The sequence below is a fragment of the Nocardia implantans genome (assembly GCF_035544775.1).
Taxonomy (GTDB): Bacteria; Actinomycetota; Actinomycetes; order Mycobacteriales; family Mycobacteriaceae; genus Nocardia; species Nocardia implantans.
In genome coordinates this window covers 398,488-424,039 of record NZ_JAYKYQ010000004.1, presented here as the reverse complement: position 1 = coordinate 424,039, position 25,552 = coordinate 398,488, and the positions used below count along the sequence as shown (strand labels likewise).

General features: G+C 67.3%; 27 protein-coding genes and 1 pseudogene. 16 read left to right on the top strand and 12 right to left on the bottom strand.

Annotated features, from left to right (window positions below):
* Positions 1-85: 85 nt before the first annotated feature.
* The 4 genes from U3653_RS12515 (at position 86) to U3653_RS12500 (ending at position 2,861) form a co-directional block, all read left to right on the top strand.
* Complete coding sequence (locus U3653_RS12515; protein WP_195078751.1) at positions 86-862, top strand: ESX secretion-associated protein EspG; 777 nt, start codon at positions 86-88, stop codon at positions 860-862.
* 75 nt (positions 863-937) lie between these two features.
* The gene (locus U3653_RS12510) at positions 938-1,774 is read left to right on the top strand and encodes a hypothetical protein (protein WP_195078750.1); all 837 of its coding nucleotides are present in this window, start codon (positions 938-940) and stop codon (positions 1,772-1,774) included.
* Positions 1,774-2,094 carry a hypothetical protein gene (locus U3653_RS12505; protein ID WP_195078749.1) on the top strand — a complete coding sequence of 107 codons (321 nt, stop codon included), beginning with the start codon at positions 1,774-1,776 and terminating at the stop codon, positions 2,092-2,094. The genes U3653_RS12510 and U3653_RS12505 overlap by 1 nt, the downstream gene beginning before the upstream one ends.
* A complete protein-coding gene (locus U3653_RS12500) occupies positions 2,091-2,861 on the top strand; it encodes a hypothetical protein (protein WP_195078748.1) in 771 nt (256 codons plus the stop codon). Before U3653_RS12505 ends, U3653_RS12500 begins: the two co-directional genes overlap by 4 nt.
* On the opposite strand, the gene U3653_RS12495 is transcribed toward U3653_RS12500, so the two are convergent.
* Positions 2,854-3,039 (bottom strand): hypothetical protein, encoded by a 186-nt coding sequence (locus U3653_RS12495; protein ID WP_323124219.1) that lies wholly within the window; start codon positions 3,037-3,039, stop codon positions 2,854-2,856. The two genes, U3653_RS12500 and U3653_RS12495, sit on opposite strands and share 8 nt — an antisense overlap.
* A 76-nt stretch (positions 3,040-3,115) precedes the next feature.
* On the opposite strand from U3653_RS12495, the gene U3653_RS12490 reads away from it, so the two are divergent.
* Entirely contained in the window at positions 3,116-3,412 is a 297-nt protein-coding gene (locus U3653_RS12490) for a hypothetical protein (protein WP_323124218.1), read from the top strand.
* A gap of 66 nt (positions 3,413-3,478) precedes the next feature.
* On the opposite strand, the gene U3653_RS12485 is transcribed toward U3653_RS12490, so the two are convergent.
* Complete coding sequence (locus tag U3653_RS12485) at positions 3,479-3,781, bottom strand: hypothetical protein (protein WP_195078745.1); 303 nt, start codon at positions 3,779-3,781, stop codon at positions 3,479-3,481.
* A gap of 710 nt (positions 3,782-4,491) precedes the next feature.
* Between U3653_RS12485 and U3653_RS33255 the strand changes: the two are divergent.
* The 7 genes and pseudogenes from U3653_RS33255 to U3653_RS12455 form a co-directional block, all read left to right on the top strand.
* A pseudogene (locus tag U3653_RS33255) lies at positions 4,492-4,734 on the top strand (IPT/TIG domain-containing protein); the annotation flags it as partial.
* A gap of 9 nt (positions 4,735-4,743) precedes the next feature.
* Entirely contained in the window at positions 4,744-5,286 is a 543-nt protein-coding gene (locus tag U3653_RS12480; RefSeq protein WP_323124217.1) for an IPT/TIG domain-containing protein, read from the top strand.
* A gap of 769 nt (positions 5,287-6,055) precedes the next feature.
* Positions 6,056-6,277: a hypothetical protein gene (locus U3653_RS12475; RefSeq protein WP_195078743.1), complete on the top strand. Its 222-nt coding sequence runs from the start codon at positions 6,056-6,058 to the stop codon at positions 6,275-6,277.
* Complete coding sequence (locus tag U3653_RS12470) at positions 6,274-6,711, top strand: hypothetical protein (protein ID WP_195078742.1); 438 nt, start codon at positions 6,274-6,276, stop codon at positions 6,709-6,711. The genes U3653_RS12475 and U3653_RS12470 overlap by 4 nt, the downstream gene beginning before the upstream one ends.
* Positions 6,708-7,013, top strand: a complete 306-nt coding sequence (locus U3653_RS12465; protein ID WP_067808723.1) for a hypothetical protein — start codon at positions 6,708-6,710, stop codon at positions 7,011-7,013. Before U3653_RS12470 ends, U3653_RS12465 begins: the two co-directional genes overlap by 4 nt.
* Positions 7,014-7,350: 337 nt before the next feature.
* Positions 7,351-11,283 carry a beta strand repeat-containing protein gene (locus U3653_RS12460; protein ID WP_323124216.1) on the top strand — a complete coding sequence of 1,311 codons (3,933 nt, stop codon included), beginning with the start codon at positions 7,351-7,353 and terminating at the stop codon, positions 11,281-11,283.
* 121 nt (positions 11,284-11,404) lie between these two features.
* Entirely contained in the window at positions 11,405-12,409 is a 1,005-nt protein-coding gene (locus tag U3653_RS12455; protein ID WP_195078740.1) for a hypothetical protein, read from the top strand.
* Between the two features lie 18 nt (positions 12,410-12,427).
* Here U3653_RS12455 and U3653_RS12450 read toward each other — a convergent pair whose 3' ends face one another.
* From U3653_RS12450 to dxr, 5 genes are all read right to left on the bottom strand, one after another.
* Positions 12,428-14,215, bottom strand: a complete 1,788-nt coding sequence (locus U3653_RS12450) for a penicillin-binding transpeptidase domain-containing protein (RefSeq protein ID WP_195078739.1) — start codon at positions 14,213-14,215, stop codon at positions 12,428-12,430.
* Between the two features lie 74 nt (positions 14,216-14,289).
* Positions 14,290-15,153 carry a GNAT family N-acetyltransferase gene (locus tag U3653_RS12445; RefSeq protein ID WP_195078738.1) on the bottom strand — a complete coding sequence of 288 codons (864 nt, stop codon included), beginning with the start codon at positions 15,151-15,153 and terminating at the stop codon, positions 14,290-14,292.
* 67 nt (positions 15,154-15,220) lie between these two features.
* Positions 15,221-16,378, bottom strand: coding sequence for a flavodoxin-dependent (E)-4-hydroxy-3-methylbut-2-enyl-diphosphate synthase (ispG, locus tag U3653_RS12440; RefSeq protein ID WP_195078737.1), 1,158 nt, complete (start codon positions 16,376-16,378; stop codon positions 15,221-15,223).
* A gap of 108 nt (positions 16,379-16,486) precedes the next feature.
* Positions 16,487-17,686 carry a M50 family metallopeptidase gene (locus U3653_RS12435; protein WP_195078736.1) on the bottom strand — a complete coding sequence of 400 codons (1,200 nt, stop codon included), beginning with the start codon at positions 17,684-17,686 and terminating at the stop codon, positions 16,487-16,489.
* A gap of 164 nt (positions 17,687-17,850) precedes the next feature.
* Positions 17,851-18,990: a 1-deoxy-D-xylulose-5-phosphate reductoisomerase gene (gene dxr / locus U3653_RS12430; protein WP_195078735.1), complete on the bottom strand. Its 1,140-nt coding sequence runs from the start codon at positions 18,988-18,990 to the stop codon at positions 17,851-17,853.
* 144 nt (positions 18,991-19,134) lie between these two features.
* On the opposite strand from dxr, the gene U3653_RS12425 reads away from it, so the two are divergent.
* Positions 19,135-19,401 carry a DUF2631 domain-containing protein gene (locus U3653_RS12425; protein ID WP_195078734.1) on the top strand — a complete coding sequence of 89 codons (267 nt, stop codon included), beginning with the start codon at positions 19,135-19,137 and terminating at the stop codon, positions 19,399-19,401.
* 132 nt (positions 19,402-19,533) lie between these two features.
* Complete coding sequence (locus U3653_RS12420) at positions 19,534-19,848, top strand: hypothetical protein (RefSeq protein WP_195078733.1); 315 nt, start codon at positions 19,534-19,536, stop codon at positions 19,846-19,848.
* Positions 19,849-19,896: 48 nt separating this feature from the next.
* Here U3653_RS12420 and U3653_RS12415 read toward each other — a convergent pair whose 3' ends face one another.
* The gene (locus U3653_RS12415; protein WP_195078732.1) at positions 19,897-20,817 is read right to left on the bottom strand and encodes a LysR family transcriptional regulator; all 921 of its coding nucleotides are present in this window, start codon (positions 20,815-20,817) and stop codon (positions 19,897-19,899) included.
* A 61-nt stretch (positions 20,818-20,878) separates the two neighbouring features.
* On the opposite strand from U3653_RS12415, the gene U3653_RS12410 reads away from it, so the two are divergent.
* On the top strand, positions 20,879-21,292 hold the full coding sequence (locus U3653_RS12410; RefSeq protein WP_195078731.1) for a DUF5997 family protein: 414 nt from the start codon (positions 20,879-20,881) through the stop codon (positions 21,290-21,292).
* Positions 21,293-21,355: 63 nt separating this feature from the next.
* Here the strand turns inward: U3653_RS12410 and rlmN are convergent, their stop codons facing one another.
* Positions 21,356-22,465, bottom strand: a complete 1,110-nt coding sequence (gene rlmN / locus U3653_RS12405; RefSeq protein WP_195078730.1) for a dual-specificity RNA methyltransferase RlmN — start codon at positions 22,463-22,465, stop codon at positions 21,356-21,358.
* A gap of 124 nt (positions 22,466-22,589) precedes the next feature.
* Here rlmN and U3653_RS12400 point away from each other — a divergent pair, with 124 nt between their 5' ends.
* Positions 22,590-22,934, top strand: a complete 345-nt coding sequence (locus tag U3653_RS12400) for a LapA family protein (RefSeq protein ID WP_195078729.1) — start codon at positions 22,590-22,592, stop codon at positions 22,932-22,934.
* Positions 22,935-22,943: 9 nt separating this feature from the next.
* Here the strand turns inward: U3653_RS12400 and U3653_RS12395 are convergent, their stop codons facing one another.
* From U3653_RS12395 to pyrH, 3 genes are all read right to left on the bottom strand, one after another.
* Positions 22,944-23,858: a phosphatidate cytidylyltransferase gene (locus U3653_RS12395; RefSeq protein WP_397069173.1), complete on the bottom strand. Its 915-nt coding sequence runs from the start codon at positions 23,856-23,858 to the stop codon at positions 22,944-22,946.
* 195 nt (positions 23,859-24,053) lie between these two features.
* Positions 24,054-24,611 (bottom strand): ribosome recycling factor, encoded by a 558-nt coding sequence (frr, locus tag U3653_RS12390; protein WP_195078728.1) that lies wholly within the window; start codon positions 24,609-24,611, stop codon positions 24,054-24,056.
* Between the two features lie 50 nt (positions 24,612-24,661).
* Positions 24,662-25,390, bottom strand: coding sequence for a UMP kinase (gene pyrH, locus U3653_RS12385; protein ID WP_039799499.1), 729 nt, complete (start codon positions 25,388-25,390; stop codon positions 24,662-24,664).
* Positions 25,391-25,552 lie beyond the last annotated feature (162 nt).

The window sequence follows — 25,552 nt, the reverse complement described above, 5'->3', positions numbered from 1 at the left end:
CTTCTCGACTCCGCGCACGCCGGCCTCGCTCGCGGGCGTGCGCGCGCGGACATGGCCGCTTCGACGCGGCCGGATTGGACCTCACATGGCTGAATGGACCTGGGACCCGGACGACTTCGCCGCTCTCTGGTACGGCGACGCACACGATCGCATCCCCAGCCCATTGCGCTACACCAGCCGTTTCGCCTTCCGCGACGACTTCGCCGCCCACCGCACCGCCGTATGGCAGCGCTATTCCCCTGACGAACTCGACGAGATCGCCGCAGCCTTCCGCACCCTCGGCGACTCCGAGCTCCGGATCGAAATCCTCGGCGGCACCTGCAAGCACAAGAACAGCACCGGTCCCGACGACGTCCGCGAATACCGGATCCTCGGCGCCCGCGACAGCTACCACGCCGTCGTCCTCAGCCAAGCAGGCAACCACCACGAGCACGGCCCGATCCGCGCCCGCCTGTTCCCCGCCGACCAACTCCCCGCCCGCCTGGTCAACGCAATCCCCGCCTGCGCCCCCGGCAAAGAGAAACCAGCCACCTTCCACCCCGACGACCTGGTCCCCCGCCGCGACACCTACCTCCAGGACAACGCCCGCAACACCCCCCGCGAGCAATACCAACGCCTCCTCGGCCGCCCGGTCGACGGCGGCGGCACCGCCGTCCTCATCACCGCCCCCCTGCACACCCACACGAAACCCACCAAAGTCCTCCAGTGGCACGACATCTCCACCGACGGCCGCTACACCGAACACCGCACCGACCACATCACCATCCGCCCCACCACCCCCACCGACCTGACCACCCACTTCACAACCTGGATCACCCAAGCCCTCCAACGCCTCGAAGAGACCCGCGCCGAAAAGTGGTAGGTGCGTAGCGAACTCGTTGCGCAGCCGCTTGCCGACGGCCCGGCACGCCGGTAGTGTCTGGAACCCAAAGGGGAGTTGATCAGCCTGCATGAATCCATCGACAGGCTGCCGAGAGGGGAGTTTCGCGAGCATGAATACCGCAGCCGTCGAGTTCGCTGGACGACGACTTTCCGAGTATCAGGCACTGCCGAGTTCGAAAGCGGACAAGTGACGCCACACACCCCACCTCCGTGGGACGACCCAAATTATTGGGAGGACGAATCCGACGACAATCGGCGGCAGGATCAATCGGCCGCCGCCGATCGAGGTGGTTACGCTGCTGGTACCGAGCGCGACACGCTCACGGTGGCGCAGAAGTCGGCGTTGGTATCGGTAAAAATAGGTGAAGACTGCCTGCCCACCGAAGTGAAAATCAGTCGCAACTGGAAGGGCAGCTGGGAGCCGTCACGCTATGCGGAGAGCATCATGACCGCATACAAGTATGCTCTCTATGAGCGGCAACTCCGATATGCCGAGTCCGGCTCGATCCCCGAATCGACGATTCCATCCTTGCACGATGTCGCACCCGCGCTTCTGCGAACGCGAGACACTCATGACTATCAGGAGACCTTCGCGCGCCTGATTGGTCCAGTCACGTACGAAGCACACGGCCCCGGCTTGACCGAGTCCGATGAGCCCGCGCTGACCGTGACGGCGAATGAAAGAAGGATTATCGCCATCCGAATCGATCCGCGATGGGCCCAGTCAGCCGAACCTTTCACGATCGCCCACGACATTGTGGCATGCGCCGATAGGATCCGCGCGATGAAGCCGGTTTTCGTCAGAGATCCTTATCTCGATCGAGAACCAGAGGCCGAAGTTTCCAAGCGGCTTGCCGAGCACATTCGAAAACTGACCGAGAACGAGATCTGATGGCCGACAATCTCTCCGTAGAACTGGATCTACTCGAACGAGCATCGAAAGCCTGGACCGAAACCGTGGATCGGGCACTTTACAAAGCCGCGGATCAAATAGAGCCGCTGAAGTTCTCCAGGATTCAATTCGGGATTTTCCAGATACCCTGGGACCAGTACACTCAGACCGCTGCCTATATCCAGAACCGCCTCCGTGAAGGCGGCACCGAGGCCACCGAAATGGGCGTCGCATTGCACCGAGCGGCGGCCACTTACAGAAGCCAGGACGAGGCGAACGAAGGCGGCCTCAACAAATTGGATGTGGACTTCAGCATATGACCGAGACTCTCAAAAAGGAAGACCTGGACAAATCAATCGGCGACTTCGAGAAGGCGTGGGATGATTGGAACAATCTTCCGGACAAGTTGAACGACGCGGTGGACGGCCTGAAGTGGAAGGCGCCGCCGCTCTATGCGCTGGTGACTTCTAAACGTGACGACGCACAGGTAGAACTCAAGAAGGTGATGGATAAATTCGTCGAGATCGGCGAGGGAATTGCCGCCCCCTACCTGTTCATTCAGTACGCGGCCGACTGGCAAGCGGTGAGCGGGACGGTCCGTGGGGCGGAGAACGCACAATCCAATCCTTCCATCAGCCTGGACGGACATTGGACAGGAGCCGCCAAGGACCGGTACAGCGCGTCGCGTACAAGCCAGCAGCAGGCGATGGTCACCGCAGCAGAATTGTGTGACAAAGTGCACGACCAGTTGATCTCCTTGGCCAGGAGTGGGCATGCCCTCTACACCGAGATCGTCAAAGCCATTGCTGGGTACTACGGCAAGATAGTCGAGTTGATCGTCGATATCATCGAGGTAGTCGGAGCACTCGAGGCCGCTGGCGTAATCGGGCAAATGGCCGGCCAAGCATTCACCGCGATGGCGGATATCTTCACCGCCGCCGTCGGCAATCTGCAAGAGCAGGGGATCGCGGCGAACGAACTCAAGAATCTCAGGAACAACCCGCGCGGGATGCCGGAAAACACCTGGCCGAGCTCTGTTTCCAACACTTTCGAGGACCCCAAGCTGTGGGAGTTGGTGGTCAAATGATTTCACCACGTTGCACCGCCCGGCGATTCATGCGGCGCACTTCGACCATTGCGGCGATAGCCATCGCCTGCACCTCGGTCGGCTGCGGATCAACACCGGATACCGGTGGCAGCTCGATGAAGACAAGCACGGTGGCATCGTCGACAACCCCCGCGAAAATCGACAGTTGTCTTCCCACGCAGGAGATCGAAGAACCTGACCTGGCGAGATTCGCCGATGAACTCCGGCTCCCACCCGACGTCAACCTCTTCGACGTGAACTCAGGCATCGCACCCGATGATCGGGGTAGGGGCATCGTCTTGGTTCATCTCTGCGTACCGGCGTCGACGAATCCCGATACACTTCGGCCGATAGCGACCACCGTCGCCCACGCGTTGAAGAAAAGTGAATTAGGGGCGCGCACAGGGATCCTGTACGTCACCGACACCGGCTCCGCGAAAGTGAAATACCGAGCATATCTGGTGGATCACGACTTCCATGCGCATCCATGGGACGGAAGTCCCTCTCCGGAGGCTGAACTCGCGAGGTGGGAGATCTACGACGTGCCGTGACAACACGTGTAACCCAACCGCGATCCGTTCGACGGTATCGCAGCCAAGATCATCTGGATGCTGCGGCTATCGACGCCGCAGCATCGCGTGGTGGATGTAGTACTTGTCGACCTGGCGGGTGAAGACGCTCACCAGTTCCCAGCCGAAGTGCATGTCCAGCCATTCGATGCAGGAGGTCAGCGTCGACAAGCTCGCTTGGTGGTTGGCCTTCAGCAAGCCGATGTCCCACGCGAGACCTCGCCGGGGGTGCACGTAAATGACCAGATGCTTGCGCTGGTAGGTGCGCATGTCGACGGTTCCGTTCAGGACTGCCCTGGCCTCGAGCACAGATCCGGGGCCCGCAGGGAGCAGTGGGGGCTGGCCGTTCACGCTTCCATTCCTACCCGCGGGTCGACAGAGCCGTGCATCGACCGCACGTCAGCGGCGGCCGGCCGACCCCATGCATCGAATGCCGCGCCGGTAGTATCGGTCAACGAATCCCCCTCGGACACAACGTACTCGGACAGCACGACCGGGTCCACGATACCGCTCTCGAGCCGGTGCCGACGCCCTCCAGGCGTCGCCCGAGCTGCCACCGTTTTCACCTGGTGCCGCCGGAGCAGGTGACGCAGTCGGAAGGTCACCGCAGCGGGGTCCTCTCACGATGAGCCGTCACAGGGGGTGCAATGTTCCGGCGGGCAACGTCCCGGGCGACCTCGCCGCGAAGGCGGCGGCCTGTTCCCCACTTCCGACGCGATGCTGGTGCGCATGGTGACCAGCACCGATCCTTGCTCGCTCACCGTGACGGCATTGGTGATCGACCGCATTGCCCCGGCGCACAGCTCTCGTCCCCGCCGAGCGGCAACCACGGTTGGTGGAACTGGTCGAGCTCGAGACTGGGCGCTGCGGCCCCTCGAAGCACCGGATGAGGTGGCGGCCTTGCGGAGCCGAAGTCTTCCGGACGAGGCCGTCTGACTCGAGCGGTGATTCGCGCGAGCACACCGAGTCGGGGCTCGGATGAGAAACGGACAAAAACGGAGTGGGCGGAGCATTGCCGAAGTGGCGGTGCCGGGCGCTAATGGGAAGTGCCGGGCCACTGAGTGAGTCAGGGCGCCCCTCCCCCGGTGCTGAGAAACAATCTCCACAGAACGAGGAGGCATCGCCGTGCCCACCATCACATCAATCACCCGACCTCTGGCCCCACCACGGGAGGCACCAGCGTCACGATCGCGGGCACGGGCTTCACCGGCCCGCTGACCGTGCGCTTCGGCTCTACCGCAACGACCTTCACGATCGACTCCGCGATACAGATCACGGCCATTGCTCCCGCGGGGTCGGCCGGTCCGGTGCAGGTGACGGTCAGCGACTCGGGCGGGACCAGCAACGGGGCCACCTACACCTACCTCGCCGTCCCGGCCCTGAACTCCATCGCTCCCGGCCAAGGGTCCGCCGGAACGACGGTCACGCTCACCGAATCGGGACTGACGGGCGCCACCGCGGTCACTTTCGGTACCACACCGGCGACTTCGTTCACCGTCGACTCGGACACGCAGATCACGGCCGTCGCCCCTGCCGGGACGGGAATCGTGACGGTCACCGTCACCGCTCCTGGCGGCACCAGCAACGGCGCCACCTTCATCTATGTCGTGGAGCCCACCATCACCGCTGTCGCTCCCGCTTCGGGTCCCACATCCGGCGGTAACAATGTCACGATCTCCGGCTCCGGCTTCACCGGCCCGCTGACCGTGCGGTTCGGCAGCACCGCGACGACCTTCACCATCGACTCCGCGATACAGATCACCGCCGTCGCTCCCGGCGGAGCGGCCGGAGCCGTGCAGATCACCGTCACCGGCTCGGGTGGCACCAGCAACGGAGTCACTTACACCTACGTCTGATCCGGACAGCTCACGGGCCGTCGCCGGGATTCCGGTGGCGGTCCGTTCGCGTTGCCCGGCCGAGCATCCGGCACTATCGCGGCCCGATCCAATGGACCGCTCCGCGCGACCGGCCGGACCTTCCTGCACACCGGCGGATGGTCGCCCCGAGGCCGAGCAGGCACCCACACCCTGACAGCCACTGCGCGCGTGCGGATTCCGTCCATCGAGCGAATGGTGGACAGCGAGGACGACAGTCCCGGCCCGCCATACCGGCGAGAACAACTTCGCGGCAAGGCCGGACGCTGCGCACCCGGCGCGGCACGCGGCACTGGTCAACACGTGGCAACAATCCGGAAAACGGACAAAAACGGATCACCCGACACATTGCCGACGCGCCTTTCCTGCGGCATAACGGAGTTAACCGATCCGGCACCAGCTTCGCGCACCCCCGCTTCGGAGGAACCAGCAAACAGAGAGGCAGCGCCATGCCTACCTTCCTCCCCCCGCCTTCGGGACCGCACGCGCCGGATCCTCGTGCCACGGTGACGACCGGCATTCGACGGGACGTCACCGCCGCGGTGCGGGCGGGAATATCGCACCACGAACCGTCCTCCCCCGCACACGGGTTCAACTAGTTCCCCGGTCGGGGTAGGACGCCACGACACCGACGCGGTCAGAACTCCTGACCGTGTCCCAACGGACCCGACGATTGGGTGCATCCAGTGATCGGGCTTCGCGTTCGGCCGGCGGCGCCGTTGCCGCCGCCAAGAGAGAAAGGGAAGAACCGATGAACAAAGTGATCACGATCCTGCACAGCGAGCCCGTCCGCGCCTTGCTGTATCCACTGCTGGTCGCGCTGATCGGGTACGGGGTCACCAAGGGCGTTGTCTCGTCCGACCTTTCCGGGTTCGTCCTGGCCCTCGTCGCGGCGGCGCTGGGTCTGCCCGCGGTCGAGTCGGCGCGCCACCGGGTCAGCCCTGCGCCACCGGACAGCGGTGAACCAGCATGAAGGCCAGGAAGGAGAAGACCCGCCACGATCCCTTCGAGGTCGTGCTGTGCGCCGTCTTCGGTGCCTCGATGCTGTTGCAGTGCGTCTATGGGCCGCCGCCCGATTCGGCGTTCGCCGCCATGCCGCCGGGATTCCGCACGCTGTGGCTGGTCCTCATGCTGATCGGCTGCGCCACGACACTGGTCGGTCTGTTCGCCCGGCGGGTCTGGGGCTATCTGATCGAGCAGGTCGGTCTGGGCGCGCTCGGCTGGTCCCTGGTCGCCTTCGGCGCGCAGCTGCTGCTGTTGCAACTGCAGCACGGAACCCTCGGCCCGGCGACGGTTCTCGGAGGGCCGCTGCCGATCGCGTTGGGTCTGGCGTTCCTGTGGAAGCGCCATCAGGTGTTGCAAGACGTTCGAATACTGCGCGCCGTGAAGCTGAGGGAGGCGTCATGAATCTGGTCCAGCAGTCGCCGATCTTCGCGGCGCTCGTGCTCATCGCCGGCTCGTCGGCCCTGTCGGCGGCGGTGACGGCGTGGTTCAAACGCGGCGACGTCGACGCCCACATGACCAAGACGAAGGCGGACGCCGCGAAAGTATTGAGCGACCTCGCCATTTCGCAGACCCAGCAGATGTCCCAGCAGATGGGCGAGTTCCGTATGGCACTCCGGGTGCACCGCGAGTGGGATCGGAAGATGGTGTCCCGAGCGCGACAGGCGGGCATCGAATTCGACGATCCGCCGGAACTGTTCCTGTAACCCGGAAAGGGCTGGCGAGCCCGGGATGCCGACGGACTTTCCGGATGGTCGCCAACCGTTCGCCGAGACCGAAGATCTCGGCATGCTGCGTGCTAGCGGTGTACTCATCGGCAGCGGCGTAGCACCGTCGAAATTTTTGCTGCCACAACACCTGCCAGGATGTTCGCGCCGCTACCCGACGTGCCACCGGCGAACCGAAAACGGACCAAAACGGATCGCGAGATACGTTGCCAGCCACCAATCCAAAGGCGTTAATGGAGATAGCCGGGCCGTTGAAGAGCGGCGGGCGCCCCCCGGTGCAGAGGAATCATCACCACGGCAAAAAGGAGGCAGCGCCATGCCTACCATCACTTCCCTCTCCCCGACATCAGGGCCCGCAACGGGTGGAACCAGCGTCGTTATCACGGGTACCGGATTCGGCGGTCCGACGACCGTGCGGTTCGGCGGTACCGCGACCACTTTCACGATCGACTCACCCACTCAGATCACGGCCATCGCCCCGGCCGGCTCGGTCGGTACGGTGCAGGTCACCGTCAGCAACGCGGGGGGAACCAGCAACGGCCTCCCCTACACCTATGTTCCGGTTCCCGCGCTCAACAGCATCAGCCCGAACCAAGGCTCCACCGCGGGCGGGACGACGGTCACGCTCACCGGATCGGGCTTCACGGGAGCTACCGCGGTCAATTTCGGCAGCACACCGGCGACCTCGTTCACGGTCAACTCCGACACCCAGATCACGGCTGTCACGCCGGCCGGTACAGGGATCGTGCCGGTCACGGTCACCGGTCCGGGCGGCACCAGCGGTGCGGTGCCGTTCATCTACGTGGTCGTCCCCACCATCACCTCCATCTCGCCGACCGCAGGGCCTGCCTCGGGAGGTAACACCGTCACGATCACCGGCACCGGGTTCACCGGCCCACTGACTGTCCGGTTCGGCAACACCGCAACCATTTTCACGGTCAATTCGCCCACTCAGATCACCGCCATCGCGCCTCCCGGAACGGGGAGCGTGCAGGTCACGGTCACGGGTTCGGGCGGGACCAGCAACGGTGTCACCTACACCTATGCCGGCGTCCCCGCGCTGACCAGCCTGGTACCCACGACCGGTCCGACAACCGGCGGAACAACGGTCGTCATCACGGGCACGGGCCTGTCGACTGCCACCGCGGTGAACTTCGGTGGCACACCGGCGACCTCGTTCGTCGTCAACTCCGACACCCAGATCACCGCCGTCTCTCCGGCCGGAACGGGGACCGTTCAGGTCACCGTCACCACTGCCGGCGGAACCAGCAACGGCCTTCCCTTCACCTATGTGGCGGTGCCCGCCATCACCACGTTGGTGCCCAACGCCGGTCCGGTCACCGGCGGGACGACGGTCGTCATCACCGGCACGGGCCTTACGGGAGCGACAGCGGTCAACTTCGGCGCCACACCGGCGACCTCGTTCGTCGTCAACTCGGCCACTCAGATCACGGCGGTCGCCCCGGCCGGGACCGGAACCGTGCAAGTCACCGTCACGACACCCGGCGGAACCAGCAACGGCCTGGCCTATACCTACATCCCGGTGCCCGCCATCACCACGGTGGTGCCGAACGTAGGGCCGGTCACCGGCGGAACCACGGTCGTCATCACCGGCACGGGCCTGACCGGAGCCACCGCGGTGAACTTCGGCGCCACACCGGCAGCTTCGTTCACCGTCAACTCCGACACCCAGATCACGGCCGTCGCACCCGCCGGAACCGGAACCGTGGGAGTCACCGTCACCACCGCTGGCGGAACCAGCAACGCCGCCGCTTACACGTACGTCGCCGTGCCCGCCCTGACCACGGTGGTCCCGAGCGTAGGGCCGGTCACCGGCGGAACCACGGTCGTCATCACCGGCACGGGCCTGACCGGAGCCACCGCGGTGAACTTCGGCGCCACACCGGCCACCTCGTTCACCGTCAACTCCGACACCCAGATCACGGCCGTCGCACCCGCCGGAACCGGAACCGTGGGAGTCACCGTCACCACCGCTGGCGGAACCAGCAACAGCGTCGCCTACACCTACGTCGCGCTGCCCACTGTCACCGCGGTGGTACCGAACGCGGGCGTGGAAGCAGGCGGGACAACAGTGGTCATCACCGGCACAGGATTGACCGGCACCACCGCGGTGAACTTCGGCGCCACACCGGCCACCTCGTTCACCGTCAACTCCGCCACCCAGATCACCGCCGTCGCCCCGGCGGGGACCGGAACCGTGCAAGTCACCGCTACCACCCCCGGCGGAACCAGCAACGGCGTCGCCTACACCTACATCCCGGTCCCCGCCGTCACCACGGTCGTGCCGAATGTGGGTCCCGCGACCGGTGGCACGACAGTCGTGATCACCGGCACGGGATTGACCGGAGCCACCGCGGTGAACTTCGGCGCCACACCGGCCACCTCGTTCACCGTCGATTCCGCCACCCAGATCACCGCCGTTGCCCCGGCGGGGACCGGAACCGTGCAGCTGACCGTCACCACCCCCGGCGGAACCAGCAACAGCGTCGCCTACACCTACATCGCGGTGCCCACCCTGACCACGGCGCTTCCCAATGTCGGCTCCGTATCGGGCGGAACGACAGTGGTTCTCACCGGAACAGGACTGACCGGCACCACCGCGGTGAACTTCGGCGCCACACCGGCCACCTCGTTCACCGTCGACTCCGCCACCCAGATCACCGCCGTCGCCCCGGCGGGGACCGGGACCGTGCAAGTCACCGCTACCACCCCCGGCGGAACCAGCAACGGCGTCGCCTACACCTACATCCCGGTCCCCGCCCTGACCACGGTGGTGCCGAACGTAGGACCGGTCACCGGCGGCACGATCGTCGTCCTCACCGGGACAGGGCTGTCCACCACCTCCGCGGTGAACTTCGGCGCCACACCGGCCACCTCGTTCATCGTCGACTCCGACACGCAGATCACGGCCGTCGCCCCGGCGGGGACCGGAACTGTTCAGGTCACGGCCGACACGGCGGGTGGAACCAGCAACGGCGTCGCCTACACCTACGTCGCGCTGCCCACCCTCACCGCGGCGGCTCCGACCCTGGGCTCGGTGTCCGGCGGCACGACAGTCGTTCTCACCGGCACCGACCTGACCGGTACGACAGCGGTGAACTTCGGCGCCACACCGGCCACCTCGTTCACCGTCGACTCCCCAACCCAGATCACGGCTGTCGCCCCGGCGGGGACCGGAATCGTCCAGATTACGGCCACCACCCCGGGCGGAACCAGCAACGGCGTCGCCTACACCTACGTCGCGGTGCCCACCCTCACCACGGTGGCTCCGAATATCGGCACGGAAGCGGGCGGGACAACCGTCGTCCTCACCGGCACGGGCCTGACCGGAGTTACCGCGGTCGACTTCGGCGGCACACCGGCGACCTCGTTCACCGTCGACTCCGCGACACAGATCACAGCCGTCGCCCCCGCCGGGACCGGAACCGTCCAAGTCACCGCGACCACCGTGGGCGGGACCAGCAACGGCGTCGCCTACACCTACATTCCGGTGCCCGCCCTCACCGTGGGCGTGCCCAGCGTAGGACCGGCCTCGGGCGGCACAACGGTCGTTCTCACCGGAACGAACCTGACCGGAACGACCGCGGTCGATTTCGGTGGCACACCGGCGACCTCGTTCACCGTGGACTCCGCGACGCAGATCACCGCCGTCGCGCCCGCCGGTACCGGAATAGTGCAGATCACCGCCACCACCCCGGGCGGAACCAGCAACGGCGTCGCCTACACCTACATCGCGGCGCCCAGCCTGACCGCCTTGCTTCCGAACGTAGGCGTGGAAGCGGGCGGCACGATCGTCGTCCTCACCGGGACGGATCTGACCGGCACTACCGCGGTCGATTTCGGTGGCACACCGGCGACCTCGTTCACGATCGACTCACCAACTCAGATCACCGCCGTTGCTCCCGCCGGGACCGGTACGGTGCAAGTCACCGCCACCACCTCCGGCGGAACCAGCAACGGCCTTGCCTACACCTACATCGCGGTACCGACACTCGCGGTCGTGCTTCCGAATGTAGGGCCGGCGGCCGGTGGAACGACGGTCGTCCTCACCGGGACCGACCTGACAGGCACCACGGCCGTCGATTTCGGCGGCACACCGGCAACCTCGTTCACCGTCGACTCCGCAACACAGATCACCGCCGTCACTCCCGCCGGAACGGGAACAGTGCAAGTCACCGCGACCACCTCCGGAGGAACCAGTAATGGTCTCCCATTCACCTACATCTGACGGCTGAAGCGGCTGGGCCGTCGGCAGGCACTTGCCGGCGGCCCAGTTTCGTCGCGGTTGAGCGAATACGACATGAGTCTCCGTCACCGTGGACGGAGGCTGCAGGGGTAAGGGGGTTTCGTTGGCGACCGTACTCAAGATGCTGCTGGCGGAGCGGCATCTCAAAAGTCATCACGATTTTCTGGCCGCGTACGACCGGTGCGCGGCGCGGCTCGATCCGCCCATCCCGCCTGGGCACGGGCCTGCGAAGGCGCAGTACTACCAGTGGCTGTCCGGACGCATGATCGGATTGCCGCGCGACTATCACTGCCGGGTGCTGGAACGAATGTTCCCGGGCTGGACCGTCGAGGGACTGTTTCAAATGGCCAACTCCACACCCGTCGACCGTTCCCAGGAGACGGGTTTCATCGGCGTGGACGCCTCACTGGAGGCATTCCTCGGGGCGGAGGCGACCACCGACGGAACGACGCTGGTCTACCCGGCGTACGAATTGGCGCAGTCGTCGGTGGAAGCGCTTCGAGCGGCCCGGATCAGCCGACAGCGTGTGTTCCAGAAACCGGGCGGCGCGCTCGGCAACCGGTACGCCGACCTGCCGTCGGTAGTGGCGGAGAACGATCTTCGCGGATTGCTGTACGTGCTGTCCTTCCTACAGCGTCACACCAGCGTTCCGGTCGACGTTCGCAGCGACCGCGATGTCCGCGCGCACCGCGACCGCCCGTACATCAGCTTCGGACTCATCGGCAACGACTGCCTGCGGCTGTATCTGGACACCGCCCAGCGCCCGCTGTTCACCGTGCGGGAGAGCCCCGCCGACGACGGCTCCCAAGCCGTGCGGCTGCGGCTGGCCGACGGGAGCGGGTACGACTCCGGCGACGACCGCAATATCGGCGTCGTCGCCCGCGTGCGTCCCAGTCCGCAGCGGCATCCCGGCCGCTACTGGATGTACTGCGGCGGTTTGGGTCCACGCGGCACCGCCGGAGCGGGGTGGTACCTCGCCCACTCGTGGGGCGCGTTGCAACAGCGTGCCGGTGATCGGGACTTCGTCGCCGTCATCGGCGTCGACGAGTACTCCGACCACACGGTCAGCTTGGAACATCTGCTGATCGGGCCGCCCCCCGATGACTGACGACCGAGCCCGCACAGGTCAATACTCGGGTGGCAGCGCCGCCAGCATGTCGCGTGTCACCGCGACGGCGTTGTCGGAGCTGCCACCTTTGACCAGGAGCGTCGCGAAGGCGAGGTCGCCGCGGAAGCCGACGAACCAGGAGTGCGACCCGCCGTCCACTTCGGCTTCGCCGGTCTTGCCGTAGACCTCGCCTTGATCGGCGATCCGCTCGGCCGTGCCGCCGACGACCACCTGGCGCATCATGGTGCGCAGTCCCTCGATGACATCGGGGGCCAGCGCAGGACGGTCGCCATCGATCTGGGTGGGCCGCCCGGCGATCAGGTACGGCACGGGCGCCGAGCCGTGCGCGATGGTGGCCGCCATGAGAGCCATGCCGAACGGGCTGACCACCACTTTGCCCTGGCCGATCCCGTCCTCGGTGCGCTGGATCAGGTCGTCCGACGCGGGCACCGAGCCGGAGGTCGTCGGCAGTCCCACCACCGAATAGGTGGGCCCGACACCGAGCTTCGCGGCGGCCTCGCGTAATGCCGGACCGGGCAGAGCACTGGCGAGTTTGGCGAACGAGGTGTTGCAGGACCGCTCGTAGGCCGTCGACATCGGCACATTGCCGACGGTGAACAGGTTGTAATTGGGAATGGTCCGCTCGCCGATCACGATTCGGCTCGGGCACGGCAGCACCGTGTCGGGAGTCGCGAGGCCGTTCGACATGGCCGCGGCGGCGGTCACCGTCTTGAACACCGACCCGGGCGGATACTGACCGATCGTGGCGAGGGGGCCGTCCCGATCGGCGGCCTTGTTCTGCGCGACCGCCAGAATCGCGCCGGTGGACGGGCGCAGCACCACCATCATGGTCTGCTCGGTACGCGGCTGCACGGCGCTCTGGGCGGCGTTCTGCACATTGCGGTCGATGCTCAGCGAGAACGACGGCGCCGGCTGCGAGGGCACCTCCATCAGGACATCGGTGTCAGCCCCGTTGGCGTTCAGGGTGACCACGCTCCACCCGGCCTTGCCGTCCACTTCCGCGATCACCGTTTTGCGCACCTGGGTCAGCAGATCGGGCGCGAACTCCCGATCGGTGGCGACCAGATCCCATTGCTGCGTCACCGTGACGCCGGGCAGCCCGATCAGATCGGTAGTCACCTGGGCGGATTCGAGGTCGTTGAGCAGCGCGACCGTATAGGGGCCGTGTGCGGCCTCGGCCGCGTCCAGAATGGACTGCGGCGTCAGCGATTTGTCGAAGCGGTACAGCGCGGCCGACAGCGCGGTGGCCACGCTTTTCGGATCGGCGGCGTCGGCCGCGACGAACGCGACCCTGGACACCTTGCCCGGCACCATGACGTCGCTGCCGGATTGCTCGTTCACCCGCGCCCGCGGCGGTGGATCCGAGCGCAACGCCATGGTCTGGGTGTCGCCGAGTCTGGGATGGATGTCGGAGGAGGTCCAGCGCACCATCCAGCGCCCGTTGCTGCGTCCCATCTGCAGTTGGCCGGAGTACTTCCAGATCCGGTTCTTGGGCAGCCGCCACTCGTAGGTGTAGTCGACGGTCGCCGTGTCACCGGTCACGCGCGCCGCGCCGGTACGGGCGGTGAGCTGTTCGGCCTGCAGCTGATCCCAGGCGGAACGCAGCGCGGCGCTTGCCTTCTCCGGCAGATTCGTGAGGTCGGCGGCGGCGCTCACCCGGTGCTCGGCGAACGCTGTGACGAACGCGTCCGCGACGGGGACCGGCCCCTGCGGCTTGCTCGCGCAACCGGCGGCGACCACCGTGACGGCCGCGACGGCGAGCGAGAGGAGCATCCGAGTCGACATCGGCACCGATGGTAGTAGTGACTCACGGGCAAACGCCTGCGGCACTCCGGGATTCGCCGCGCGGACGGCCACGCTCAGTCGACCAGGACGGTGGCGAAGGTCGCGATCTGCCGGAATCCGACACGGCTGTAGGCGCGGCGAGCTATCGCGTTGTAGTCGTTCACGTACAGGCTCGCGGTGCGGCCCGAGGCGACCACGGCGTTCGCGACCGCCGCGGTGCCCGCGGTGCCGTACCCCCTGCCCCGGTGATCCGGGTGCACCCACACGCCTTGGATTTGGCCGGTGCGCCGGGACACGGAGCCGACCTCCGCTTTGAAGACCACTTCCCCGTCCTCGAAACGAGCCCAGGCACGGCCGGATTCGATCAAGCTCTGGATGCGCCGGCGGTAGCCACGTCCGCCGTCACCCGCGCGCGGATCGACGCCGACCTCCTCGATGAACATGGCGATCGCGGCCGACAGATAGCGGTCGAGTTCGTCCCGACGCACCCGGCGGACCTCCGCGTCCGGCGTAGCCAGCGGCGGCTGGGCCAGCGCCAGCAGCGGCTGTTCCCCGCGTAGCTCGCGCTCCGGACCCCAATGACCGGACAGCATCTCCCACAGCGGCAACGTCAGTTCCCTGCGCCCCACCACCGAGGAACAGACCCGAGGCCAGCGGACAGCGCGGTCTGCGAACGCGCGCAACGCGTCGCGATCCCCCAGCAACGGCACCAGGTTCGCCCCCGAGAAACACAGCGACTCCGCCGGACCGCCCCTGCTCCACAGCTCCCCTTGGCCGCACCGGTTGTCCAGGCCGAACTCCTGTAAGCGGGCCGCCACCATGCACGAGGCCACCGGATCGGCATCCAGCACACGCAGCACCTGGGCAAGATCCCGATTAGCGAGCTGCCGCGCAGGGGCGTATTTGGCCCGACGCGCCGGCTCCAGCAGACTCCGCACGGTGACAGCCTGCCACGAACCGGCGCGATGCGGTATGGCTATGCCGAAAGCGCTGGTAGGCGTGTCCTCAGCGAACGGTGACGACCGGTTCGCCGGTGCCGGCCTCCTCGCCCATCTCCTCGGCGATGCGCATCGCCTCTTCGATGAGCGTCTCGACGATCTGCGCCTCCGGGACGGTCTTGATGACCTCGCCCTTGACGAAGATCTGGCCCTTGCCGTTGCCGGAGGCCACGCCCAGGTCGGCTTCGCGCGCCTCGCCGGGCCCGTTCACGACACAACCCATAACGGCCACCCGCAGCGGCACCGCCATGCCCTCCAAGCCCGCGGTCACCTCGTTGGCCAGCGTGTACACGTCGACTTGGGCGCGCCCGCAGGACGGGCACGACACGATCTCCAGCTTGCGCGGACGCAGGTTCAGCGATTGCAGGATCTGCCCGCCGACCTTGACCTCCTCGGCGGGCGGCGCGGACAGCGACACGCGGATCGTGTCGCCGATGCCCTCCGACAGCAGCGCGCCGAACGCCACCGCCGACTTGATCGTGCCCTGGAACGCCGGGCCTGCCTCGGTGACTCCGAGGTGCAGCGGGTAGTCGCACTGCGCGGCCAGCTGACGGTAGGCCTCCACCATGATCACCGGGTCGTTGTGCTTGACCGAGATCTTGATGTCGCCGAACCCGTGTTCCTCGAACAGGCTCGCCTCCCACAGCGCCGACTCCACCAGCGCCTCCGGCGTGGCCTTGCCGTACTTCTCCAGCATCCGCTTGTCCAGCGAACCGGCGTTCACGCCGATGCGGATCGGGATGCCCGCCGCGCCCGCGGCCTTGGCGACCTCCTTGACCCGGCCGTCGAACTCTTTGATGTTGCCGGGGTTGACCCGCACCGCGGCGCATCCGGCGTCGATCGCGGCGAAGATGTAGCGGGGCTGGAAGTGGATGTCGGCGATCACCGGGATCTGGGATTTCGCGGCGATCGTGGCCAGCGCGTCCGCGTCCTCCTGACGCGGGCAGGCCACCCGCACGATGTCGCACCCCGACGCGGTGAGCTCCGCGATCTGCTGCAGGGTGGCGTTCACGTCGTGCGTCTTGGTCGTGGTCATGGACTGCACCGAGATCGGGTGGTCGCTGCCAACCCCGACATTGCCCACCATCAGCTGGCGGGTCTTACGCCGTGGAGCGAGCACTGCCGCGGGGGCGGTCGGCATCCCCAATCCGATTGTGCTGGTCACCTTCGGCTGCCTACTTTCGTCGTGTCCGGCCGGTTCGGTGCCGAGTCTAGCCGTGGTGCGCTAGGCCCACCGTACGTCACCGGTCACACCAACGATCGGCGGCCTCGGTCAGAACAGCTTGATCGGGTTGACGATGTCGGCGGCCAGGGTGAGCAGCATGTAGGCGCCGCCGATCACCACCACGACATAGGTCGCGGGCAGCAACTTCAGGTAGTTCACCGGCGCTCCCGGCGCGAGCCCCTTCCAGCCGCGGATGGTGTTGCGGATCTTCTCGTAGATCACCACCGCGATGTGCCCACCGTCGAGGGGCAGCAACGGCAGCAGGTTGAAGATGCCGAGGAAGAAGTTCAGGCTGGCCAGCACCAGGATGAAGATGTTCCACAGGCCGCGTTCGGCGGTCTCGCCGCCGATCTTGCTGGCGCCGTACACGCTGACCGGGGTTTCCGGATCACGCTCACCTCCGGTCACCGCGTCCCACAGCGCGGAGACCTTCGCAGGCATCTGGGTCAGCGAGTCGACCGTGCGCAGGAACATGTCGCCGGTGAAACCCGCGGCCGCCGGAACGGCGCCGAGCAGGTCGTATTGCACGGGGTCGTAGCGCTCCGGCGCCACGCCGATGGCGCCGACCACGCGGCCCTCGCCCCCGCCTTCGGGGTAACGCACGACGCGCTCCGGGGTCACCGGAATGGTGAGCGTGCGGCCGTCGCGCTCGATGACGTAGGTGAACGGGCCGGTCTGCTTTTGAGTCTCGGCCTGGAACTGCCGCCAGGTGTCCACCTTGACGCCGTTGACCTCTTTGACGATGTCGCCGCGCTGCAGTCCGGCCCGCTGCGCCGGGCCCGTGCCGGTGCAGGGCTCGCTCGAGCCGTCCGGCTTGCCTTGCGGCACGCAGCTCATGACCCCCAGCGCGGTCGCGGGCGGTTCCTTCAGGTTCGGCAACCCCCAGCCGACGGCGAGCACCACGATCAAGATGAAGCCGAGCACGAAGTTCATCGCGATGCCGCCGGACATCACCACCAGCCGCTTCCAGGTGGCCTGGCGGTACATGGCGCGGTCGAGTTCCTCCGGGCGCAGTTCGTCGAGCGCCGTCATGCCGGCGATGTCGCAGAAACCGCCGAGCGGAAGCGCCTTGAGGCCGTATTCGGTCTCACCGCGGCGGAACGAGAAGATCTTCGGCCCGAAGCCGATGAAATACCGTCGCACCTTCATGCCGGTCGCCTGGGCGGTCCACATGTGCCCACATTCGTGCAGCGCGATCGACACCGTGATGCCCAGTGCGAACAGCACGAACCCCAACGCGAACACCATTTGCTCTACAGCCCTCCTGCGTATGCGCAGCTCGTATATCCCGCCCGCACGCGTCCGCTCCTGGCCGCGAGCACTCTGACCACCCTAATGGGACAAAGTCCGGTCCTGTGTGTTCAGTGTGCCAGGACGCCGTCGCCGCGCGCGTCCGATCCGGCGCCAGGGCGTCACGCGCGCACCCGGGCTGCGGCGAACTCCCGCGCCCAGGCGTCCGCGGCGAGGACTTCGTCGAGCGAATCGGGCTCGGCGCGCCACTGCCCCGCGGCCTCCACCGCGGCGGCCACCGTGCCGACGATCTGCGGGAAACGGATGACGCCGTCCAGGAAAGCCTGCACCGCCACTTCGTTGGCGGCGTTGTAGACGGCGGTGACGCTGCCACCGGCCTCACCGGCGGCGCGCGCCAGCTCCACCGCGGGGAAGACGTCGTTGTCGACCGGTTCGAACGTCCAGGTGGACGCGGTGGCGAAATCGCAGGCCGCGGCGGCGCCCGGCACCCGGTCCGGCCACCCGAGCGCCAGCGCGATGGGCAGCTTCATGTCCGGCGGGCTGGCCTGGGCGAGCGTGGAGCCGTCGGTGAAGGTGACCATCGAGTGCACGATCGATTGCGGGTGCACGGTGACATCGATGCGGTCGTAGGGCACCCCGAACAGCAGGTGCGTCTCGATCAGCTCGAGTCCCTTGTTCACCAGCGACGCCGAGTTGAGGGTGTTCATCAAACCCATCGACCAGGTGGGATGCGCCTTCGCCTCGGCGGGCTCGACCGACTCCAGCATCTCGGCGGTCCAGCCGCGGAACGGGCCGCCGGACGCGGTCAGCACCAGCCGGTCGACCTCGTCGGCGCGGCCGCCGCGCAGGCACTGCGCCAGCGCGGAATGTTCCGAGTCCACCGGGACGATCTGCCCGGGGGCGGCGGCACGGGTGACCAGGGAGCCGCCCGCGACCAGCGACTCCTTGTTGGCCAGGGCCAGGCGCGTACCGGATTGAAGGGTGGCCAGCGTCGGCTCCAGCCCGAGCGAGCCGACCAGGGCGTTGAGCACCACGTCCGCCTCGGTGCGGCGCACCAGCTCGGTCACCGCTCCCGGACCGCCGAGGGGCAGGTCCAGCCGCTGGGCCGCGGCCGGGTCTGCCACGGCCACATTGCGGGTGCCCGTTGCGGCCATCTGGGCGGCGAGCAGCTCGGTGTTGCCGCCGCGCGCGGCCAGTCCGACCACCTCGAAGCGGTCGGGATTGGCGGCGATCACCTCGAGCGCTTGAGTGCCAATGGATCCGGTGCTGCCCAGCAGCAGGACTCTCACGATGTCGGACACGCCTTCATTGTGTCCTACCTTCGAAACACGTTCGACGGGCGCGGGCCGACTTACAACGACGCACCGTCGTATGTCACGATATGCGGCAGCAGCTCATCGAGGGTGTACCGGAATCGCGGTACAAGTAACAGCTAAGGAGCGATCGTGGCCGCCACGGAACTCGAACACGTCGAAACCGAGCGCGTCGTCACTCGCGTCGATCCCGCCGAAGTTCCCTCCGCGGCCTGGGGCTGGAGCGGCGAGTCGCGCCGTACCTTCCGGATCGCGGGCTGGATCGTCGCGCTGATCCTGCTCGCCATGCTGGTCGGCAACCACAAGGGCAAGGTCGAGGACATCTTCCTCGTCGGCTTCGCCGTCCTGATCGCGGGCATCCTGATCCGCGACTCGCTGCTCCAGCGCAAGCCGCGCTAGCCGAGAATCCTTCCCGCACAAGTTCATTCGTCCTGTACCGCGGGCCATGGCCCGGTACCGTGTGCGTCCGAGGTCCGCGTCCCAGCCGGGTCGCGGACCTCGGTTTCTGTTCCCACGACCACTTAGGACGCAATGATCAAGACCTGTTCGGCCGCCCTGCTCGCCGTGAGCGCGTTCGGCTCGCTGCTGCTGTTGCCCGCCGCGCCCGCGCATGCCCAGTCACCGGCCTGCGGCGCGGCCGTCGACGCGATCAACGCCGCCATCGACGAGTCGGGCGGCAATCTGGACCCGACCGTGCAGCAGTCGCTGGCCGCCAAGCTGTCGGCCATCCCGGCAGAGGGCGCGGAGAAGGACGCCATCGCCGCCTATGCCCGCGCCCTGACCGATGACAAGGTCACGAGCATGGACGCCGCGACCGACGAACTGAACCGAGTCTGCAAGGGCTGATCGCCGGGCGGCGCGGACCCGGGCCGGTTCGTGCCGCCGCCGGACCGGCTACCGTCCGCGACGCCGGGCGGGCTTCTTGGCCGGGGCCGGGCGCCCTCCGGTCTTCTTGACGGCAGCCTTCTTCCGCGGCTCGGTCTTCTCGGCTCGGGCCTGGCCGCGGGAGCTGCGCTCGGAGCGGCCACGGACGACCCCGATGAAATCCTCCACCAGATCGGTGGTGCGATCGGCGGGCCAGGCCAGCGCGACCTCGGTGTCGGGGATGTCGAGCATCGGACGGTAGACGAGGTCGCGGCGGTGATGCAGGCGAGCGAGCGAGTGCGGCACGATCGCCGCGCCACCGGCCGCGGCGACCAGTTCCAGTGCGCCGCCGACCGCGTCGACGTCCGAGGTGTCCTGCAGCCGCTCGTCGGCCAGGTCGGCCATGCGCACCTCGTCGAACACCGACAGCGGGTGCTCCTTCTGCACCACCACGACCGGAACCTCCCGGTAGAGCGGGATCGCGCTCATGCCTTCCCGGTCGATCGGGAGCCGGACGAAGCACATGTCCACCCGGCCCGCGCGCAAAGCCGCTTCCTGATCCGCCTGCGCCAGCGCGCTCACCTCGAGTGGGACGTCCGGGAACCGCTCGGCCCAGATCCGGGTCCACTTGGACACCGTGACACCCGGCACGAAACCAACCCGCAGGGGGGCCGGAGCCTCCGGCTCGTCCCGCCGAGCCACCGATTCGGCTCGGGCGATGATCTCGCGCGCCTGCTCCAGCAGCTCCCGCCCCTCATCGGTGAGCTGGGTCGGCTGCGCGCCCGGCACGAACAGCTTTGTGCCGAGCTCGTTCTCCAAGTCGATGACGGTATGGCTGAGCTTCTGCCGCGAGATGTGCAGCGAGTTCGCCGCGCGCGCGAAGTGCAACTCCTGCGCGACCGCGACGAACCAGCGCAGGCGCACCACATCGATCGACTCCAACCGGCTCATTCGTGGAAGCGTATGCCACCGCACAGTCGGGCCCCGCCGCGCCGCCCAGTAAGCTGGCCCGGTGAGCCCGGACCAGAAATCGCAGATGATGAAGCCGTTGACGGCGGCGGACAAGCTCGGCATCTATCTTCCGGCCGCACCCGAGGAGTTCCGCAACGCGCCGATCTCCCGCGCCCAGCTCGACGCGCTGCGCAACGATCCACCCGAATGGCTCACCGAACTGCGCCGCACCGGCCCGTTTCCGCGCGATGTGGTGGCACGCAAACTCGGCGTCTCCAACACCGGCCTGACCCGCGCCGGGGTCTCCGACCACCTCACCGTCGACGAGATCGACGCCTTGCTCGCCGACCCGCCGGAGTGGCTCGTGCGCGAGCGGGAGAACTACGCCGCGGTCCGCGCGGAGAACGAGCGCATCAAGGCGAAGGAAGCCGAACGTCGCGCCGCGACCAACCGTCCGGCGAAGAACCGCGGGTAGGGCGTCCGTCGACCGTCGCCGTCAGCGAGCGACGACAAGCCGGGGTCACGCCGACCAGGTAGCTCAGTTCTCCGCGGCCAACTGTCCGCAGGCGGCGGCGATCTCCTGGCCGCGGGTGTCGCGGACCGTGCAGGGCACGCCCTTGGCATTCACGCGGCGGACGAACTCCTGCTCGACGGGCTTGGAGCTGGCGTCCCACTGGGACCCCGGAGTCGGGTTGAGCGGGATGACGTTGACGTGCACCCGTGAGCCGAGCGCCTTGTGCAGCTTCTCGCCGAGCATGTCCGCGCGCCATGGGTGGTCGTTGATGTCGCGGATCAGCGCGTATTCGACCGAGACGCGGCGGCCGGTCTTGTCGGCGTAGTAGCGGGCCGCGTCGAGCACTTCGGCGACGGGCCAGCGATTGTTGACCGGAACCAGGGTGTCGCGCAGTTCGTCGTCGGGCGTGTGCAGCGACACCGCGAGCGTGACGGACAAGCCCTCGTCGGCCAGTTTGCGGATGGCCGGAGCCAGTCCGACGGTCGAGACCACGACATTGCGCTGGGAGATCCCGAGGCCGTCCGGCGCGGGCGAGGTGATCCGGCGGACCGCGGCGACCACTCGCTTGTAGTTCGCCAGCGGCTCCCCCATGCCCATGAAGACGATGTTGGACAGCCTGCCCGGCCCACCCGCCACTTCCCCGTCCCGCAGCGCGGCGGCCGCGGCCCGCACCTGGTCGACGATCTCCGCGGTGGACAGGTTGCGGTTCAGCCCGCCCTGGCCGGTGGCGCAGAACGGGCACGCCATGCCGCAACCGGCCTGGCTGGAGATGCACAGGGTCGCCCGATCGGGATAGCGCATGAGCACGCTCTCCAGCAGCGTGCCATCGCCGGCGCGCCACAGCGTCTTGCGGGTCTCCCCGTCGTCGCAGGCCACATGCTTGACCACGTCGAGCAGCGGCGGGAACAGCGCTTCGCCGATCTTCTCCCTGACCGCGGCGGGCAGATCCGTCATCTGCGCAGGATCGGCTTGCAGACGCGCGTAGTACTGCCGGGCGATCTGATCGGCGCGGAATTTCGGCAGGCCCAGTTCCGCGACGGCCGCGCGCCTGCCCTCGGCGTCGAGGTCGGCGAGATGACGCGGCGGCATGCCGCGGCGCGGAGCGTCGAAAACCAGGGGCAGGGAGACGGTCATAGTTTCTCCATTCTCCCATCCGGAGCAATCTCCCCCGCACTCGACCACGTGCGGCGGCTCGACACCCCCGGTTCGTCACGAGGAAATACCTGCGGGCGGGATGGCCGTCGGCCATGATCGAGATATGTCCACGCCTCCCGAACACCCGCTGGAACCGGACCCGGATCTGTCCCAGCGTCAGCGCCCGACGCCGCCGGGCGTCCCGCCCGCCGTCCCGGTCAAGAAGTCTCTTGCCTCGCGCACCGGTTACGCCTGGACCGGGCTCGTCGCGGGCGTCTTGATCCTGGTGCTGTTGCTGATCTTCATCGTGCAGAACCTCGAACAGGTCCAGGTGCACTTCTTCTTCTGGGACTTCTCGCTGCCGCTCGGCGTCACCGTGCTGCTGTCGGTGATCGGCGGCGCACTCGTCATGGCCTCGGTGGGCGGTGTGCGCATCCTGCAACTGCGCCGCGCGGCCAAGAAGGTGTGACGCGCGGGCTCACAGCAGCGTGGACAGCACCAGCCAGGAGACGAACGCCGAGGGGAGCATCGAGTCGAGGCGGTCCATGATGCCACCGTGGCCGGGCAGCAACGTGCCCATGTCCTTGATGCCGAGTTCCCGCTTGATCTGCGATTCGATCAGATCGCCGCAGGTGGCCACCAGCACCAGGCCGACGCCGAGGACGACGCCGATCATCGAGTTGGCATCCAGCAGCAGCGTCACCGTGAGCAGGCCGCCGATCACGCTGAACACCAGCGAGCCGCCGAAGCCCTCCCACGACTTCTTGGGACTGATCGAGGGCACCATCGGATGCTTGCCGAACAGCACGCCGGCCACATAACCGCCGACGTCGGAGCAGACCACCAGGATCATGAAGGTCAGCACCCGCAGGTTGCCGTCCGGTTCGAGCAGCAGCAGCGTGGCGAACGAGGCGAGCAGCGGAATCCAGGCCAGCGTGAACACCGTGATGGCGGTGTCGCGCAGGAAGTTTCGCGGTGCGGTCCGCAAGCCGTGGTCGAACAGTCGCCATACCATGCAGATCAACGTGGTCGCGGCGAACGCGCCCGCCACCCCGCTGGCGCCGTACGGCCAGCCCAGCCAGAACACCGCCTGGCCGCCTGCGATCAGCGGGACCCGCGGAACGAGCACATCGGCCTCGCGCAGCCGCTTGGCGACCTCCCAGGTGGCCACACCGACCCCGGCCGCCGCGACGCCGATGAACACCTTCGGCACGAACAGCAGGATCGCGATCAGCGAGAGGCCGAGTCCGAAGCCGACGGTCAGCGCGGCGGGCAGATTGCGACCCGCGCGTGAACCGCTCGACGCGGGAGCCGGATTCGCCGCGGCAGGATTCGCGGGACTGCTTAGCGGTTCATGACCGGAAGCATCAGCATCGTGCGCGTGCTGTCGCATCGCATCGGCTGTCCCGTTCACCGGCGGCTCCTCTGCCGCACCGGTCGCGGCGGCGTTCTCGGCCACGATTGTCCCGTCGCTCAACTCGTCGTTCCGTTCGTCCCCCGCCCGGGTGGGCCTCGGCGCAATCACCGGCGGCACTCGCGGTGACCTGGGCCTCCTCCGGGCCCGGTCCCGCGTGCCGACCGATCCGCGTCAGACCTCGAGCAGTTCGGCTTCCTTGTGCTTGACCAGTTCGTCCACCTGGCCGACATACTTGGCGGTGGTCTTGTCGAGCTCCTTCTCGGCACGCCCGACCTCGTCCTCGCCTGCCTCGCCATCTTTCTGGATGCGGGCCAGTTCGTCCATCGCCTTGCGACGGACGTTGCGGATGGCGACCTTGGCGTCCTCGCCCTTGCCCTTCGCCTGCTTGGCGAGTTCACGGCGGCGCTCCTCGGTCAGCTGCGGCACCGAGATCCGGATGATGTCGCCGTTGTTGGTGGGGTTGACGCCCAGATCCGAGTTGCGGATCGCGGTCTCGATGGGCCCCAGCTGAGCCGCCTCGTAGGGCTTGATCACGACCATGCGCGGCTCCGGCACCGTGATGCTGGACATCTGGGTGATCGGGGTCGGCGAGCCGTAGTAGTCGACCACGACCCGGGAGAACATGCCCGGATTCGCCCGACCGGTACGAATGGTTCCGAGATCGTCCTTCGCCACCGAGACGGCCTTCTCCATCTTCTCCTCGGCGTCGAAGAGCGCTTCTTCAATCACGACCGTTTCCTCCACAGCGTCGTCATGTCATGATCCGCGGTCGGCGGGTATCAGGACCGAACCAGTGTGCCGATCTTCTCACCGGCGACCGCGCGGGCGATATTGCCCTTGGTCAACAAATTGAACACCAGAATCGGCATCTGGTTGTCCATGCACAAGCTGAAGGCGGTCGCGTCCGCGACCTTGAGGTCGCGCTCGATGACCTCTTTGTGGGTGATCTCGGTGTACATGGTCGCGGTCTCGTCGACGCGCGGGTCGGCGGTGAACACTCCGTCGACCGCCTTGGCCATCAACACCACGTCCGCGCCGATCTCCAGTGCGCGCTGCGCGGCGGTGGTGTCGGTGGAGAAGTACGGCATGCCCATGCCCGCTCCGAAGATGACCACGCGGCCCTTCTCCAGGTGCCGCTTGGCGCGCAGCGGGAGGTAGGGCTCGGCGACCTGACCCATGGTGATCGCGGTCTGCACCCGGGTGTCCACGCCTTGCTGCTGCAGGAAGTCTTGCAGCGCAAGGCTGTTCATCACCGTGCCGAGCATGCCCATGTAGTCCGAGCGCGCGCGTTCCATGCCGCGCTCCTCGAGTTCGGCGCCGCGGAAGAAGTTCCCGCCGCCGATCACCACGGCCACCTGGACGCCGGTGGCGACCACCTCGGCGATCTGCTCGGCCACCGTCTGCACGACGTCCGGGTCGAGTCCGACCTTCCCGCCGCCGAACATCTCCCCGCCGAGTTTCAGCAGCACCCGGCGATATCCTGGGCGATCGGTCCCCGGGTCCGTCATGGGTCTCCAGTCTCCTTCGGCGAGGGATTGTCGTTCTTGCGGCGATTCGTTGCGCACGGCAGGCGCCTGTGACGTAGAGCAAGGCAGAGCGGCACCCATCCTGCCTTATTCGGTTGGAGCGGCAGCAGAAGGCCCCCCGTCAACCGGCGTTCGTTCGGTCGG

Coding starts and splice junctions, on each gene's coding strand:
- U3653_RS12515 (WP_195078751.1), top strand. CDS start 86: ATGGCTGAATGGACCTGGGACCCGGACGACTTCGCCGCTCTCTGGTAC.
- U3653_RS12505 (WP_195078749.1), top strand. CDS start 1,774: ATGGCCGACAATCTCTCCGTAGAACTGGATCTACTCGAACGAGCATCG.
- U3653_RS12500 (WP_195078748.1), top strand. CDS start 2,091: ATGACCGAGACTCTCAAAAAGGAAGACCTGGACAAATCAATCGGCGAC.
- U3653_RS12475 (WP_195078743.1), top strand. CDS start 6,056: ATGAACAAAGTGATCACGATCCTGCACAGCGAGCCCGTCCGCGCCTTG.
- U3653_RS12470 (WP_195078742.1), top strand. CDS start 6,274: ATGAAGGCCAGGAAGGAGAAGACCCGCCACGATCCCTTCGAGGTCGTG.
- U3653_RS12465 (WP_067808723.1), top strand. CDS start 6,708: ATGAATCTGGTCCAGCAGTCGCCGATCTTCGCGGCGCTCGTGCTCATC.
- U3653_RS12460 (WP_323124216.1), top strand. CDS start 7,351: ATGCCTACCATCACTTCCCTCTCCCCGACATCAGGGCCCGCAACGGGT.
- U3653_RS12450 (WP_195078739.1), bottom strand. CDS start 14,215: ATGTCGACTCGGATGCTCCTCTCGCTCGCCGTCGCGGCCGTCACGGTG.
- U3653_RS12435 (WP_195078736.1), bottom strand. CDS start 17,686: ATGGTGTTCGCGTTGGGGTTCGTGCTGTTCGCACTGGGCATCACGGTG.
- U3653_RS12420 (WP_195078733.1), top strand. CDS start 19,534: ATGATCAAGACCTGTTCGGCCGCCCTGCTCGCCGTGAGCGCGTTCGGC.
- U3653_RS12415 (WP_195078732.1), bottom strand. CDS start 20,817: ATGAGCCGGTTGGAGTCGATCGATGTGGTGCGCCTGCGCTGGTTCGTC.
- rlmN (WP_195078730.1), bottom strand. CDS start 22,465: ATGACCGTCTCCCTGCCCCTGGTTTTCGACGCTCCGCGCCGCGGCATG.
- U3653_RS12400 (WP_195078729.1), top strand. CDS start 22,590: ATGTCCACGCCTCCCGAACACCCGCTGGAACCGGACCCGGATCTGTCC.
- U3653_RS12395 (WP_397069173.1), bottom strand. CDS start 23,858: ATGCGACAGCACGCGCACGATGCTGATGCTTCCGGTCATGAACCGCTA.
- pyrH (WP_039799499.1), bottom strand. CDS start 25,390: ATGACGGACCCGGGGACCGATCGCCCAGGATATCGCCGGGTGCTGCTG.